Source organism: Candidatus Peribacteria bacterium (assembly GCA_023038255.1).
Classification (GTDB): domain Bacteria; phylum Patescibacteriota; class Gracilibacteria; order Peribacterales; family Peribacteraceae; genus CALREJ01.
In genome coordinates this window covers 727,886-741,149 of the sequence record CP082927.1, presented here as the reverse complement: position 1 = coordinate 741,149, position 13,264 = coordinate 727,886, and the positions used below count along the sequence as shown (strand labels likewise).

The following is a 13,264-nucleotide window of genomic DNA, read 5'->3' as shown; positions in this document are numbered from 1 at the left end:
CAAGAACATATGTCTCTGCCCGCTCTCGGCGTCATCGGCCTTAGTACCATGGGAAGCAATCTCGCCCGTAATGCAGCGAGAAACGGTGCGATGGTATCAGTCTTCAACCGCACGACAGAAAAAATGGAGGAGTTTATCAAGAACCACGGAACGGAAGGCCAATTTGTTGCCTGCAAGACTGTTGCGGAGCTTTGCGCATCACTCGCACCATCCCGCGCGATTTTGATTATGGTCAAAGCCGGCCAGCCCATTGATGATGTCATCGCCGAACTTCTGCCGCATCTGTCGCCGGGCGATATTCTGATTGATGGAGGAAATAGCCACTACAGCGACACACAGAGACGGTTTACGGAGCTTGCTGCAAAACAGATTCACTTCATGGGAATGGGTGTCAGCGGCGGCGAAGAGGGGGCACTGAACGGCCCGAGTATGATGCCCGGTGCGTCCAAGGATGCGTTTGAATATATCAAACCTCTTCTTACATTGATGGCTGCCGATGATGGCGCCGGGGGAAAGTGCGTAGCGTACATTGGCGAAGGCGGTGCGGGTCATTTTGTGAAGATGGTTCATAATGGCATTGAATACGGCATGATGCAGATGATTGCCGAAAGCTACGATCTGTTGAAACGCCTTGGGGGGCTCACCAATGCGGAAATGGCGACGGTCTTTACCGAGTGGAGTACGAGCAATGAACTCCGTGGATTCCTGATGGAAATTACGGCAAAGATTTTTACGAAAAAAGATCCGGAGACCGGAGCGGATGTTCTGGATGTCATCAAAGATGCTGCAGGACAGAAGGGGACCGGCAAGTGGACGACGGAAGCTGCGTTCAACTACGGCGTTTCCGTTCCGAGCATTACTGCTGCAGTCGATGCGCGTATTATGTCCGGCGCAAAAGATTTCCGTGTGATGCAGGCTGCCGCGACACCGCTTATTGTGGATGAGATTACCGTCGATCGTACTGAGCTGATTCAGGAGGTGCGCATGGCACTCGAGCTTTCTATGCTGAATGTGTATGCACAGGGATTGCAGCTCATCAGCGAAGCATCCAAACAGGAAAAATGGAACCTCAATATTTCCGAAATCTGCCGTATCTGGAGAGGGGGCTGCATTATCCGCAGCAGTATGGTGGAGCAGTATCAGAAAGCATTTGCAGGTGATCGTGACGCAGGTCTTGCGCTCCGTGCGCGTTTCAGCGACGGACAGATTGCCTGGCGCCATGTGGTGGTGATCGGAGCTCTCCGCGGCATTGCTCTTCCTGCCATCAGCTCCTCGCTCTGGTACTACGACACCTACCGCACCGCACGTCTCCCGCAGAATATCATCCAGGCACAGCGTGATTTCTTTGGAGCACACACCTTTGAGCGTCTGGATAAAGAGGGCAGCTTCCATGTGGAGTGGAATTCCTAAGCTATCACTATGATCTTTTCTCCTCTTCCCGGTACGCCGGTTGTCACACAGGGATTCGGTCAGAATCCGGAAATCTACAGTCAGTTCGGGTATCTGGGACACAACGGTATCGATTTTGGTGTGGATATCGGGACGACGATTTACGCTCCGAACGATGGGATTGCGACTATCAAAGACGATGGAACCAAGGGCTACGGCTTGCATGTCGTTCTCAAGAGCGACAGACGGTACAGTCTGCTCGCACATCTCTCAGAGGTCAGTGTGCAAAACGGACAGAGTGTGTCGCAGGGGGATCCTGTCGGGAAAAGCGGTATGAGCGGATTTTGCACAGCTGCACATCTGCACTGGACATATAAACTGCTTGCAAACGGTGCCGTACTGAATAAAGACAACGGCTATGACGGCGCAATAGATGTGACGGAATTGACGCGTCTCTGGCTCGATAAAGATCTACACCATGACGCGGAATTCACGGATTTTGCACAAGAGTATCTGACGATGAGTTTTTCGGATGCACAGTATCTGAAGCGCGTGATTGCGTGATTTACTTCAGGAGCAACGCTGCTCCGAGTGCCCCGGATCCATCCAGTGCTGCAACCGCAAGTTCCGGGAGGGGAGTTTCCGGTAGTGTCCACTTCTTGAGCTCGTCCCGTACTTTTGACATGTGCGGCATCAGGGCGCGGCCGGCGCTTCCGCCAAAAACAATAATATCCGGATTCAGCAGGTACGTGAGGTTCGTTGCGAGCCAGGCCGTTTCCTCAAACACGTGCGGCTGCAACCAGTCGCACACTTCTCCTTCCAGATAATCCTGCGGCTTCTGTGCGGCCGTACAACGGCGTCCCATCGCGGTTCCGGACAGAAACTGTTCCACATCTCCGCGCATGTCGTCTGTATGATACGGGGGCTTTCCCGGCATCAGGAGCATGTGTCCGATTTCACCGGCGAATCCGTGGCTGCCGCCGAATATTTTCCCATCAATCACAATACCGCCGCCTACACCTGTTCCCATTGTAATCCCGACCACAATCTTCTTTCCTTTTCCTGCACCGAGCATTGCCTCTGCCAGTGCAAAACATCCTGCGTCATTCGCGACGCGGACGGGCAGCTTCAGTTCTTTTTCCAGGAGTTCTTTTGCACGGATATTTTTTCCGGCGCTGATATTCGGTGTATGGATGACCACACCTTCCGGTTGGCGGATGAGCCCCGCAATACCGACCCCGACCCCCGTTGTCGTGGGTGTGCGCATTTTTGCTGCGATCTGCATGCAGTCACGCAGAACAATGTCCAGACCTGCGGATGCATTTGTTGCAATACGTTCTTCGGTTTGTCTCTCATAGGTTATTGCGTCGTACCGTGCGATGATGGTTTTCGTTCCGCCAAGATCAATACCGATGACTGAGGTGTTTTTCATATCGTTAGATTATCACGATCATTTTCTTGGCGCACTGTTCACTTCGTAGTATAATGGAGGATTACATTGATTTTTTGGCATACTACTGCGGAAAAAAGAGGGTCTATCGTCAATGCAATATGCCCTGGAAATGGCAAAATGACGGTGACAAATCGGGCGTCATGCCTCAGAATTTGAGATTCATTTCCCCCTATTTCTATGGCACCACCCGCTGTTACATTCCCGGTTGCAGATGCCTCCTCTGCAGTCGAGCGAGAATTCCTGGCTGCATACGATGCCTATGCCGATGCCATCTTCCGTCACTGTTACTTCCGTGCGTTCGACCGCGAGCGCGGGAAGGATCTCATGCAGGAAACATTCATGCGTATGTGGGGTTATCTGTCGAAAGGCGGAGAAGTCCAGAACATGCGTGCGTTCCTCTATCGTATTGCGAACAATCTGCTTGCAGATGAAGCGCGGAAGAAGAAAGAAATGTCACTGGATAAGCTCCAGGAAGACGGATTTGATCCGGGTCTTGATGAAACCCCCATCATGCAGTCCAAAATCGAACATTCCCGCGTCATGCGGTCTCTCACACATCTGGATGACAATTACCGCGAGATGATTGTCATGCGCTATGTGAATGAATTGTCTCCGTCCGAAATCGCGGAAGTAACGGGCGAATCCGCTAACACCGTGTCCGTCCGTATCTACCGCGGCCTGAAGCAGCTTCGTTCCTGCCTTGCTACGGCGTACTGACCTGTTCTTTCTATTTTTGTTTTATTTCCTCTCCCACCCTTTTTATGGACCTGTCGCTCTCGCGCTTCTTCCGGGATGCACGATCAGAGAGACTGTCCGATGACGAGAAGTTGTCCCTGAAAAATGAGCTGATTACAGCTATTCAGGCTCGCCCTGCGCTGGCATATGTGCGCATGGAACTCTCTCCCATCGCCATTTCCCACTGATAGTAACCGTTTGTACTATCCACTGTCCCCGGCATACCGCCGGGGATTTTGGTATGCTCCATCGTATGCGCACCCGCAATCTCTACAGTCCAGACTCTTCTGAGCCCTATCCGCTCAGCAGATCCAAGCTGGAACTTTTTCTGGATTGTCCACGCTGCTTTTATTTAGATCGCCGTCTCGGTATCGGGCGTATCGACAGTCTGCCGTATTCACTCAATCTTGCAGTGGATGCGCTCCTCAAAAAAGAATTCGATCTGTACCGCGCAAAAGGGGAGGCACATCCGATGATGATCGCCTGCGGTGTGGAAGCGATTCCGTTCCGACACAAAGACTTTCTTACGTGGCGCGATTCACCGGAAGGCATCCGTGTCCTGCACTCACCGACAAATTTTCTGCTGTTTGGCATTCCCGATGACATCTGGGTGAATGAAAAAGGGGAGCTCATCGTTGTCGACTACAAAGCGACAAGTACCATTGCCACTCTTTCGCTCGATGGCCGTGATTCGTACAAGCGTCAGATGGAATGTTATCAGTGGCTGCTGCGTGCGAGCGGATTTGCCGTCTCCTCAACCGGGTACATCGTCTACGCGAATGCCATCAAGGACAAAGACATGTTCGACCGTATGCTTGAATTCACTCTGCAAATGCTTCCCTATGAAGGGAATGATGGGTGGATCAATGATGCGCTTCTCGGTGCCCATGAGTGCCTGCAGGCCGATCTGCCGCCTCCGCACGTCGAAGACTGCGAGTGGTGTGTGTACCGGAGAGATGCGCGCGGAGTAGAGTGATGTTTTTATAGTGACTTGCCAGCCATAGCCCTTCGTTCAATAAACTCGCGTCCACCTTCGTTCTTGCTACGACGGACAGCTTCGCTTTGCGAAGGCTGGCGGAGAGGGAGGGATTCGAACCCTCGAGACTCTTGCGAGCCTGCCACGTTAGCAGTGTGGTGCCTTCAGCCACTCGGCCACCTCTCCGTGAGTAGTGGCAGTATATGCAATTACAAACTCTTTGCCAGTGTGCTTTTGTTGGCCATGACGGGCAGTCCTTTCACGGTCGCGACTTCCAGCGTGTTGTCATTTAATGCATACGTCATAGCCAGAATCTCCAAGACCTCATCAGACACCAGCACGCATCCCATACTCTTGTAGCGGTCATCCTCAGCCAGGATTTCATCAATGTTGCCGGTGGCGTGAATGCCGTAATTGGTCTCGTACTCGCCGTCCATATAGAGGCGCAAAAAGAGGCCGCTTTTGCCGAATGTCCCGCGGTCGCGCTGGATGGTCGTGGATTTGACTGTCCAGAGCTCCTCCGGCGTGGCTCCGTTATACGTCTTTCCGATGTACCGGAGTGTCTTTTTCTGCCCTGATCCGATCTTGAATGTTGTATAGGAACCGTTCATATGCACGATGTAGCCCTGATTGGCTTCTGTATCAGCAATAAAGCGATCATGCTGCTGCGGAACCCACTCATGAACAGGGATGGGCTGCAGAACGGTCGAATTGACCGAAGATACCGTTGCCAAGCCAAAAAGTATGGAGACGATCTGAAGCATAGAAGCACATAATAGACTTTTATTCACTTTTGTCAATTATAGACGGCGTATTCAAATCATTAAATAGGTTCAAAATTTGATAGTTATGAGCCGATTCTCCCCATAGATTGAATAAATATTGTATACAATAATCCTCTCATACCGGATACCTCAAAATATTGCTCAGAATCAGCAATCCTATACACTTTAGCCATCTTATGACCGGACCCATGACTCACATTCCCGTGCTCGAAGAAACAGCCCTCTCATTCCTCAAGCCAAAGACAGGGGAGAGGGTGCTTGATGTCACGCTGGGACTTGCGGGACATGCGACACGTTTTTTGCAGGCGACAGGCCCGGATGGAGAGTTTGTCGGACTGGACGCAGATGCGACAAATCTCGCTTTTGCACGTGAAAAGCTCTCAATATTCGGCGATCGCGTCACACTTCATCATGTGAATTTCGGTCGTTTGCCGGAATTGGAACTTGAGCCTGTCGATATTCTGTTTGCGGATCTGGGACTCAGTTCGCCCCATGTGGATGATCCGGAGAGGGGATTTACATTTCGTGCAGAATCTCCGCTGGATCTGCGGTTTGACCAATCGATAGGGTTTTCGGCATCGCAGTATATCGAACATGCATCGGAAGAGGAGATTGCGCAGATTATGCGGGATTTCGGGGAACTGTATCAGCCGGCACGGCGCATCGGGAAAGAGCTTGCCGGGAAGACGTTCACAACATCCACGGAGCTGCGAGCAGTCATCGAATCTGTGTTTACGTTTAAGGCAAAATCGATGTTGCCTCAGATTTTCCAGGCATTGCGCATGGCGGTGAATGATGAGCTGGGGGTGCTGCAGACACTGCTTGAGACGGGGCCGTTTCTCCTGAAGTCTGGCGGACGGATGGGTGTCATCAGTTTTCATTCCCTGGAAGACAGAATGGTGAAGCAGGCGTTCCGTGCGCTTACCACACCGGAAAAAGATCCCATTACCGGAAAGATTTCCGTGGACGCTGCATTTGAATTGGTGACCACCAAAGCAGTGGTTCCGGACGCAGCAGAGATTGCTGCAAACCCGCGCGCCCGAAGCGTCAAGTTTCGCATTCTGCGTCGTCGGTAGTAGAATGCCGTCCTCATCCCTGTGTCTGCGTTTACATCCCGCACATCGGCTGTCACCAAACGTTCCTCCCTCGGCACGCTCGTTGACCAGAGCACGATGCTTCTGATGGTTGCGATCGGATCGCTGATTCTTCTTCTTGCGCTCCTGATTCTCTTCCACGAGAACGCGAACGCGACGACGGGGTACAGACTCCGTACGCTTGAGCGTCAGCGTTCACAATTGCTCCTCAGTGAAGAAGTGCAGAACATGCAGATAGCGCAGCAGCAGGCTCTCGAACAGTTGCAGCAGGATCCGAAAGTACAGGCGATGGTGCCGGCGAAAAATACGAAATATATTGTGGAGACCGGCCGATAATCGAACAGAAAAAAATCCGATTGTATTTCTACGCTCGGATTTTTCATTTCATATGTCGAATTTTTCTTAGGATACCTTTCTCACATGCACAGAGTGCACCGGTCCATCGGTCGTCTGTGTATCTGCAACAACTACAACCTGCTGACCAGCGGTGAGCAAACCTTTTTTAATGGCTGCAGCATAGGCAAGAGCAAGGGTCTCATCTGTATTGTCATCGTCTTTCTCGATATGAACAGGGAAGACGCCGTGCAAAATCTGCATGAAGCGTTCGACACGCGGGTCTGCAGTGCAGGCGATGATCGGCAGGTTTGAACGCAGCTGACTGACAGCCTGAGCGGTTTTGCCGCTGCGCGTGAGGACTAAAATAGCAGGGGCGCCCAGGGAGAGAGCCATGCTGACCGCAGCCTCTGCAAGTGCTCCGCGCTCACCGAGCATGCACATGTTATCGGTCTGATGATCCGATGACTGGTGCTTTTCTGTCTCTTCGAGAATCTTGTTCATTGCCTGCACAGATCCGAGTGGATGCTGACCGGCTGCTGTTTCTCCGGAGAGCATGGTGGTATCTGTACGTGTAGTGGCGGCATGGGCGATGTCTGTGACTTCCGCGCGCGTCGGCATCGGGTTTTCGATCATGCTTTCGAGCATTTGCGTTGCGACAATCACCGGCTTCCCTTTGTGGCGGCACTTGCGGACGATCATGTCCTGAATAGCAGGAATACGTTCGTAGGGAATTTCTGCACCGAGATCACCGCGTGCGACCATGATGCCGTCGGACTCATCAATAATCGCATCAATATTTGCGACAGACTGGCGTGTTTCAATTTTTGTGATCGTGCGCATCGGGCTGTTGTGCTTCTTCAGAAATTCGTTCACTTCCTTCACTTCCTCTGCTGTACGGATGAAGGAGAGTGCGACGTAGTCCATATCTTCCTTGATGCCGAGTTCAAGATCGCTCCAGTCTTTATCTGTCATGGACGGCAGGCTGATATCGGCACCCGGGAGGTTCACATGGCGGCGTGAGCCGATACTCCCGTCGTCGTGCGATTTTGCAATCACCGATCCGTCATCATTGATTTTAACCACTTCAAAAGACATCACGCCGTTATCAAGCAGAATGGTTTCTGCGTCCGCCACATCTTTCGCAAACTCCTTATAGTTGATGGCGATAACCGGGCGGGTGGCATCGGTGACCGGTGTGTGCGAGAAAATCACTTCCTGATCCTTTGCAATGACAATCGGTTCCGTGACATCTCCTGTGCGGATTTCTGCTCCTTTCGTATCAAGCAGCAGCGAGATGCAGCAGCCTTTTTCTGCATTGACTTGCTTTATTGTCTGGATTGTTTTCTGATGACCTTCCTGCGATCCATGCGAAAAGTTGATTCTGGCAATATTCATGCCCGCCTGCTGCAATTCGTAGATTTTCTCAGCAGAATTGGAAACGGGGCCCAAAGTGCAGATGATTTTTGTGAGACGCATGGGAAAGAGGAAGGAAAGAAGGGAGCCCATGTTTTAGCATATAAATGGAAGCTTGCCCAATCTTGTTCTGGATTAAAACTGCAAAGAATGCTATAATGACTGGATTTATGAAAACACACATTTCACTCTCCGGATTCTTCACAGCGATGAGCGCCGCGGTCATGCTCGGACTCTTTGTGCTGCAGGCAACGGTCCAGCTTCGTCCGCAGTATCTTGTGTCGTTTGGTATTACGCAGCAGATTGCGTACGGATATGCATCATCCTCTTCATCGGCAGCGCCGGTGTGCGGCAACGGAATCAAGACGTCGCTCGAAGGATGTGACGATGGCGACACCTCATCCGGTGACGGTTGTTCTGCAAGTTGTACCGTGGAGTCCGGATATAGCTGTACCGGAACGGCGCCCAGCGTCTGTGTGGAAGTGTGTGGTAACGGAGTAAAAACAACATCGGAAGCATGCGATGACAGTGACACCTCATCCGGTGACGGTTGTTCTGCCACCTGTACGGTTGAAACAGGATATTCCTGTACCGGAACGGCGCCCAGCTCCTGTGAAACCACCTGTGGTGACGGCGTCAAAGCAGGTGCTGAAGCATGTGATGACGGTGACACCTCAGCCGGTGACGGCTGTTCTGCAACCTGTACGATTGAATCGGGATACAGCTGCACGGGTACAGCACCAAGCGTCTGCGCGACAGGATGCGGCGATGATGTTGTAGCAGGCGCTGAAGAGTGTGACCCGGGTGCAGCAGGACAGACAGCGCTGTGCAACAGTGACTGTACTACAGCCAGCTGCGGGGACAGCAAAACAAATACTGCGGCAGGGGAACAGTGCGATGCCGGCTCTGAAAACAGCAGCACTGGTACCTGTACTGCAACATGTCAGAAGACATACTGTGGCGACGGTATTATCCAGACACCGAATGGAAACGGGCAGTCAGAAATCTGCGAGCCCGCTCTCCAGTCCACCTGCCAGAACAGCTGTACACTCGGACAGGGTATTGGAGGAACGACCTATACACCTCCTCCTGCTACCAGTTCTTCCAGTACAGCCCGTCTTGCACCTCCTGCTACCTGTGGAAACGGCGTGTTGGATCTTTCAAAGGGTGAAGAGTGTGACCAGGGGCGTTTCAATGGACTCTCTCCTCTCTGTGACCGCTGGTGCCGCTCGCAATTCTGCGGTGACGGTGTTGTCCAGAAACAGAACGGTGAAGAATGTGAGCCAAGCCGCGATTCTGACGGAACGTATAACATCATGCAGTGCGGACAAACCTGTACTGTTCCGACCTGTGAAACAAATGGCTATTGCGCCGGAGGCTGTCGCTGGCTGTTCCTCTCCGCGTGTATGGCGACCTCACAGGAAGCAGTATCATCTTCGTCCTCCTCCGCTGCGTCAGCTGCAGTATCGTCCTCATCCGTGAGTAGTTTTATGGATGTGCAGAATGATATTGCTGTTGGCATTGAAGAGACGACGGGGCCGTTGAGCGGCACATTGCAGTCGTCATCAGCAATCAGCCTGCAGTCTCTCATCCTTCCTGTACCTGAGAGCAGCAGTGCAGAATCTTCTTCTTCCTCTTTTGATTTCATTTCTCCTACAACAGCATTCTGCGGAGACGGTGTTTTGAACATTGATGAAGAATGTGACCGGGGGATGGCCGACAATGAACTCGGAAACGGCTGTACGCCTACCTGTAAAATCAGTATCTGTGGAAACATGTCACTCGAACCAGGGGAGGAATGTGATGACGGGAAACGGAATTCTCTGTCCAAGCCGGATTCCTGCAGCACACTCTGTCTGCTGCCGCGCTGTGGTGACGGAATTGTCGATCCGGCTTTCGGTGAAATCTGTGACAACGGTACAAACAATTCTGCAACCCAGCCTGATGCATGTCGTATGAATTGTGTCCCTGCAACCTGCGGCGATCTTGTTCTCGATGCATCTGAACAGTGTGATGACGGTCCGAATGGCAGCAATACCTGCTCTTCATCCTGCACTCTGAAAGGCGTTGCAGCCGATACAGACGGATTGCACGCTGCCGCTCCGGAGACAGACAATTCCACTCAGATTCTGCTCTTCCTTCTGTTCCAGCTCCTGATTTTTGTGTACAGGCTGGATAGGCAGGTGCATAGACGATAACATAGGCGAGCTTTGGTCATGTCCCGGTAGCTCAGTTGGATAGAGCGGCAGCCTTCTAAGCTGTAGGTCATTGGTTCAATTCCAATCCGGGACACCACGTAAAAACACGCACAGCGAATTGAGCAGCTTATTTTACGTGTCTAAATATAATGCACTCACATAAAACCTCCCCACTAGCCAATTTGTTGGCAGTGGGGGATGGTGGTTTCTCATTCTTCAGGGGGATCTGCTTTGTAGGTGATGTACCGGAAGATGCCATCACTTCTGCGTCCAAAGTGGATGTCCTTTTTCAGTCTCTCGGATGCGTCGAGTGCGAACTGCGCCATCGTCCAACAGAACAACTTCATCGCTTGTTCATCGGGTTCTCGATACCCCTCGAGGATTATTTCAATTTTCCCACTGACATTTCTTGTGACCGTGACTTTTCCTCCGTTTCTATACAGCGTGGGATGATTGGCGCTCACAAACTCAAGTTGTTCAATGCTTGTTGTTTTCTTTGTGCGCTCTGATATGAGTTGTGCCCTCACGTTCGTTTCTGAAAAAGTGAGAATGAATTCCACTTCTGTTTTTGGTCTTTCTGTCATCATGATCACTATCGCAATGACGAGGGACGCGAGAACAATCTTAGGAAGTGAGCAATAGCGGTCCGCCCAATGAGCCGGGTTCGCAGGCATGTGTATCTCCTACAAAGTTATGCGTGTGAATGATCAAACCAGTGGAGAGAGTGTAATGCTTTTTTTGTGTTTCAAAAGCGGATTATAAGCACTTCTGCAGTGCATCATAAAAGTGACCCCTGCCTGCATGCAGATAGGGGTCACGATTTTGACGGTTTCTCTTATTTATCTCATCGGTCCAGTCTTAATATTGATACATAATTCACATCTGTTTTCTGGAAGAGGGTTTATATAGGCCACATTGTTCGTTTTTAGAGCCAGATTCTTTTTCTCACAGTACAAAAACTTCAATGCCATAAAACATCCAAGAGTCTCTACTTTTGATTGTGCGTCTTTTGCATCAGCGTAGCCGTGGATCTTGATTGTCATTGTTGTGGTGTAATTGACCACTTCAATGCTCGCCGGTTCTTTGAAACAGTCGGCGTACTTTTTTACTTCTTCACGGACATTCGAGTCAAAAAATTTCTCCAGACGGGGACTGTTTGCATTTGCAGATACTTCTCCATTTTGAATACTGATTGTCAGGGAATCTTCCAGTAGCTCAGGTTTCAGTCGTTCCAGTGAAATGACTAATAACCCTAGCCCTAACGATGGAATGAAAATTTTCACAAAAAAATCCCATATCGCGCTTTTCATCAAAACCTCCCGTTGAATTCTAAGAAAAATATCTATTCTATCCAGCCCTTTCCAGCCGGTGAGATAAAGGAACAAAGAAGTGTCAAAACCTATGTAAACTTTACTCTACATTCTTTCTTCTGCAATAATGAATCCCTCCAAAGCCCGGGTCCTGTTCATAGACGATGTTCGGATTCGATCCGTCATGTGTCGGCCTCTTTCTTGTTCTCTCTGCATAAAACAGCATGTTCCAGCCATGTCATTTTCCCTATAAATCTGCTATACTGTACAGGATGGACAATACACCCAATCCCACACAGATTCTGCCCACACCTCCTCTGGATGATGTTCAGGAGAACAAAGATATCGCTGCACTCGGGTACGTGTGGATTCTGTCTGTGTTTGTGTATTTCTGGAAAAAGGATTCGCCGTTCGTGCGTTTTCATGCGAAGCAGGGGATTGTGCTCTTCATTCTGAGTATTCTTCTCTGGGCGGTGCCGATTGCCGGGCGGTTCCTGGAACTTCTGATTCTTGCACTGATGGTTCTTGGATTTTTAGGTGCCGCACAGGGGCAATGGAAAGATCTGCCGATTATCGGGGACATGGCATCCGGCCGCTGGTCGCATGTGCGTCAGTCGTGGAAAGATATTGTGCAGAGCATTGCCAGCCTGTGGCGCCGCCTCACGCAGTTTATCCGCAAGGAAAAAGAACGCGCTGCCGCCACAAAGCCTGTTGACGAAACTCCTGTAACAAACGACACTTCTTCCAATCCAAACCCTCCCACACCTTCTCTATGACCTACAAGCGCATTATGCTCAAACTTTCCGGTGAGTCCCTTTCCAGGGAAGGTGCCGGACAGGGCATCCATCAGCCGACACTTGCGAAAGTGGCAGAGGCGATTGCAGCAGTCTCGCGCGAGGGGGTGGAAATGGTGATTGTGGTCGGAGGAGGAAACATCTGGCGCTTCCGCGATCAGGCCGATAGCGGCATTGAGCGCACCGCCAGCGATACAATGGGTATGCTTGCAACCATCATGAACGGTGTGGCGCTTCAGGCCTCACTCGAATCCATGGGTTGCTTCTGTCGCGTTGCATCCGCCATTCAGGTTCCACAGGTCGCAGAACCGTATATCCGCCGCCGCGTCATCCGTCACCTTGAAAAGAAGCGCATCGTGATCTGCGCAGGGGGAACCGGAAACCCGTTCTTTACCACAGACAGCGCCGCCGCCCTCCGTGCACTGGAACTGAACTGCGATGCCGTTCTGAAAGCGACAAACGTTGATGGTATTTACGACAAAGACCCGAACAAGAATCCGGACGCTGTTATGTACAAGGAACTCAGCTACCAGGAAGCGCTCGAGAAGCATTTGAATGTGATGGACCAGGCGGCATTCAGCCTCTGTCAGGATGCCAAAATGCCGATCCGTGTCTTCAACTTCACCGATGTCGGGAATCTGATGAAGGTGGTGAAAGGGGAGGAAATCGGGACGTTAGTCCATTAACCGGTTATGAGTGATCGGTTATGGGTTATGGGATTTGCTATATTTCTTTTTTCCGATAACCGGTAACTCATAACCCATAACTTTTCAGGTGTAGA

Annotated in this window: 15 protein-coding genes and 2 tRNA genes; 11 read left to right on the top strand and 6 right to left on the bottom strand. The window is 51.1% G+C overall.

All coding sequences use genetic code 11. The features are described from left to right. Window positions 1-9 precede the first annotated feature (9 nt). Window positions 10-1,410: an NADP-dependent phosphogluconate dehydrogenase gene (gene gndA, locus K8942_03520; GenBank protein UPA22107.1), complete on the top strand. Its 1,401-nt coding sequence runs from the start codon at window positions 10-12 to the stop codon at window positions 1,408-1,410. A gap of 9 nt (window positions 1,411-1,419) precedes the next feature. Then, window positions 1,420-1,953, top strand: coding sequence for a M23 family metallopeptidase (locus K8942_03515; protein UPA22106.1), 534 nt, complete (start codon window positions 1,420-1,422; stop codon window positions 1,951-1,953). Window position 1,954: 1 nt separating this feature from the next. Here the strand turns inward: K8942_03515 and K8942_03510 are convergent, their stop codons facing one another. Beyond that, window positions 1,955-2,821, bottom strand: a complete 867-nt coding sequence (locus K8942_03510; protein UPA22105.1) for an ROK family protein — start codon at window positions 2,819-2,821, stop codon at window positions 1,955-1,957. Window positions 2,822-3,019: 198 nt separating this feature from the next. Here K8942_03510 and K8942_03505 point away from each other — a divergent pair, with 198 nt between their 5' ends. Genes K8942_03505 through K8942_03495 form a run of 3 tightly spaced genes read left to right on the top strand, consistent with a single transcriptional unit; the run spans window position 3,020 to window position 4,553 of the window. Then, the gene (locus tag K8942_03505) at window positions 3,020-3,559 is read left to right on the top strand and encodes an RNA polymerase sigma factor (protein UPA22104.1); all 540 of its coding nucleotides are present in this window, start codon (window positions 3,020-3,022) and stop codon (window positions 3,557-3,559) included. Between the two features lie 44 nt (window positions 3,560-3,603). Further along, a complete protein-coding gene (locus K8942_03500; protein ID UPA22103.1) occupies window positions 3,604-3,765 on the top strand; it encodes a hypothetical protein in 162 nt (53 codons plus the stop codon). 53 nt (window positions 3,766-3,818) lie between these two features. Beyond that, window positions 3,819-4,553, top strand: coding sequence for a PD-(D/E)XK nuclease family protein (locus K8942_03495; GenBank protein ID UPA22102.1), 735 nt, complete (start codon window positions 3,819-3,821; stop codon window positions 4,551-4,553). A 96-nt stretch (window positions 4,554-4,649) separates the two neighbouring features. Here the strand turns inward: K8942_03495 and K8942_03490 are convergent. After that, window positions 4,650-4,739, bottom strand: a tRNA-Ser gene (locus K8942_03490). Between the two features lie 23 nt (window positions 4,740-4,762). Further along, window positions 4,763-5,317, bottom strand: a complete 555-nt coding sequence (locus tag K8942_03485) for a hypothetical protein (protein ID UPA22101.1) — start codon at window positions 5,315-5,317, stop codon at window positions 4,763-4,765. Between the two features lie 209 nt (window positions 5,318-5,526). Between K8942_03485 and rsmH the strand changes: the two genes are divergently transcribed. Next, window positions 5,527-6,414 (top strand): 16S rRNA (cytosine(1402)-N(4))-methyltransferase RsmH, encoded by an 888-nt coding sequence (gene rsmH, locus K8942_03480; GenBank protein UPA22100.1) that lies wholly within the window; start codon window positions 5,527-5,529, stop codon window positions 6,412-6,414. Between the two features lie 21 nt (window positions 6,415-6,435). Next, window positions 6,436-6,768, top strand: a complete 333-nt coding sequence (locus K8942_03475; protein UPA22099.1) for a hypothetical protein — start codon at window positions 6,436-6,438, stop codon at window positions 6,766-6,768. 66 nt (window positions 6,769-6,834) lie between these two features. Here K8942_03475 and pyk read toward each other — a convergent pair whose 3' ends face one another. Then, on the bottom strand, window positions 6,835-8,244 hold the full coding sequence (pyk, locus tag K8942_03470; protein ID UPA22098.1) for a pyruvate kinase: 1,410 nt from the start codon (window positions 8,242-8,244) through the stop codon (window positions 6,835-6,837). Window positions 8,245-8,351: 107 nt separating this feature from the next. Between pyk and K8942_03465 the strand changes: the two genes are divergently transcribed. Together K8942_03465 and K8942_03460 are read left to right on the top strand one after the other, a co-directional pair. After that, window positions 8,352-10,379 (top strand): DUF4215 domain-containing protein, encoded by a 2,028-nt coding sequence (locus K8942_03465; GenBank protein ID UPA22097.1) that lies wholly within the window; start codon window positions 8,352-8,354, stop codon window positions 10,377-10,379. Between the two features lie 20 nt (window positions 10,380-10,399). Then, window positions 10,400-10,476 (top strand) — tRNA-Arg (locus K8942_03460). A 112-nt stretch (window positions 10,477-10,588) separates the two neighbouring features. Here the strand turns inward: K8942_03460 and K8942_03455 are convergent. Both K8942_03455 and K8942_03450 read right to left on the bottom strand, forming a co-directional pair. Further along, entirely contained in the window at window positions 10,589-11,053 is a 465-nt protein-coding gene (locus K8942_03455) for a hypothetical protein (GenBank protein UPA22096.1), read from the bottom strand. 165 nt (window positions 11,054-11,218) lie between these two features. Next, on the bottom strand, window positions 11,219-11,764 hold the full coding sequence (locus tag K8942_03450; protein UPA22095.1) for a hypothetical protein: 546 nt from the start codon (window positions 11,762-11,764) through the stop codon (window positions 11,219-11,221). Between the two features lie 197 nt (window positions 11,765-11,961). On the opposite strand from K8942_03450, the gene K8942_03445 reads away from it, so the two are divergent. Together K8942_03445 and pyrH are read left to right on the top strand one after the other, a co-directional pair. After that, window positions 11,962-12,465: a hypothetical protein gene (locus K8942_03445; protein ID UPA22094.1), complete on the top strand. Its 504-nt coding sequence runs from the start codon at window positions 11,962-11,964 to the stop codon at window positions 12,463-12,465. Next, window positions 12,462-13,169 carry a UMP kinase gene (pyrH, locus tag K8942_03440; GenBank protein ID UPA22093.1) on the top strand — a complete coding sequence of 236 codons (708 nt, stop codon included), beginning with the start codon at window positions 12,462-12,464 and terminating at the stop codon, window positions 13,167-13,169. The genes K8942_03445 and pyrH overlap by 4 nt, the downstream gene beginning before the upstream one ends. Window positions 13,170-13,264 lie beyond the last annotated feature (95 nt).

Bases quoted from the DNA above. Each gene is read 5' to 3' on its own strand.
- gndA (UPA22107.1), top strand. From the start codon at position 10: ATGTCTCTGCCCGCTCTCGGCGTCATCGGCCTTAGTACCATGGGAAGC.
- K8942_03515 (UPA22106.1), top strand. From the start codon at position 1,420: ATGATCTTTTCTCCTCTTCCCGGTACGCCGGTTGTCACACAGGGATTC.
- K8942_03510 (UPA22105.1), bottom strand. From the start codon at position 2,821: ATGAAAAACACCTCAGTCATCGGTATTGATCTTGGCGGAACGAAAACC.
- K8942_03505 (UPA22104.1), top strand. From the start codon at position 3,020: ATGGCACCACCCGCTGTTACATTCCCGGTTGCAGATGCCTCCTCTGCA.
- K8942_03500 (UPA22103.1), top strand. From the start codon at position 3,604: ATGGACCTGTCGCTCTCGCGCTTCTTCCGGGATGCACGATCAGAGAGA.
- K8942_03495 (UPA22102.1), top strand. From the start codon at position 3,819: ATGCTCCATCGTATGCGCACCCGCAATCTCTACAGTCCAGACTCTTCT.
- K8942_03485 (UPA22101.1), bottom strand. From the start codon at position 5,317: ATGCTTCAGATCGTCTCCATACTTTTTGGCTTGGCAACGGTATCTTCG.
- rsmH (UPA22100.1), top strand. From the start codon at position 5,527: ATGACTCACATTCCCGTGCTCGAAGAAACAGCCCTCTCATTCCTCAAG.
- pyk (UPA22098.1), bottom strand. From the start codon at position 8,244: ATGCGTCTCACAAAAATCATCTGCACTTTGGGCCCCGTTTCCAATTCT.
- K8942_03465 (UPA22097.1), top strand. From the start codon at position 8,352: ATGAAAACACACATTTCACTCTCCGGATTCTTCACAGCGATGAGCGCC.
- K8942_03455 (UPA22096.1), bottom strand. From the start codon at position 11,053: ATGCCTGCGAACCCGGCTCATTGGGCGGACCGCTATTGCTCACTTCCT.
- K8942_03445 (UPA22094.1), top strand. From the start codon at position 11,962: ATGGACAATACACCCAATCCCACACAGATTCTGCCCACACCTCCTCTG.
- pyrH (UPA22093.1), top strand. From the start codon at position 12,462: ATGACCTACAAGCGCATTATGCTCAAACTTTCCGGTGAGTCCCTTTCC.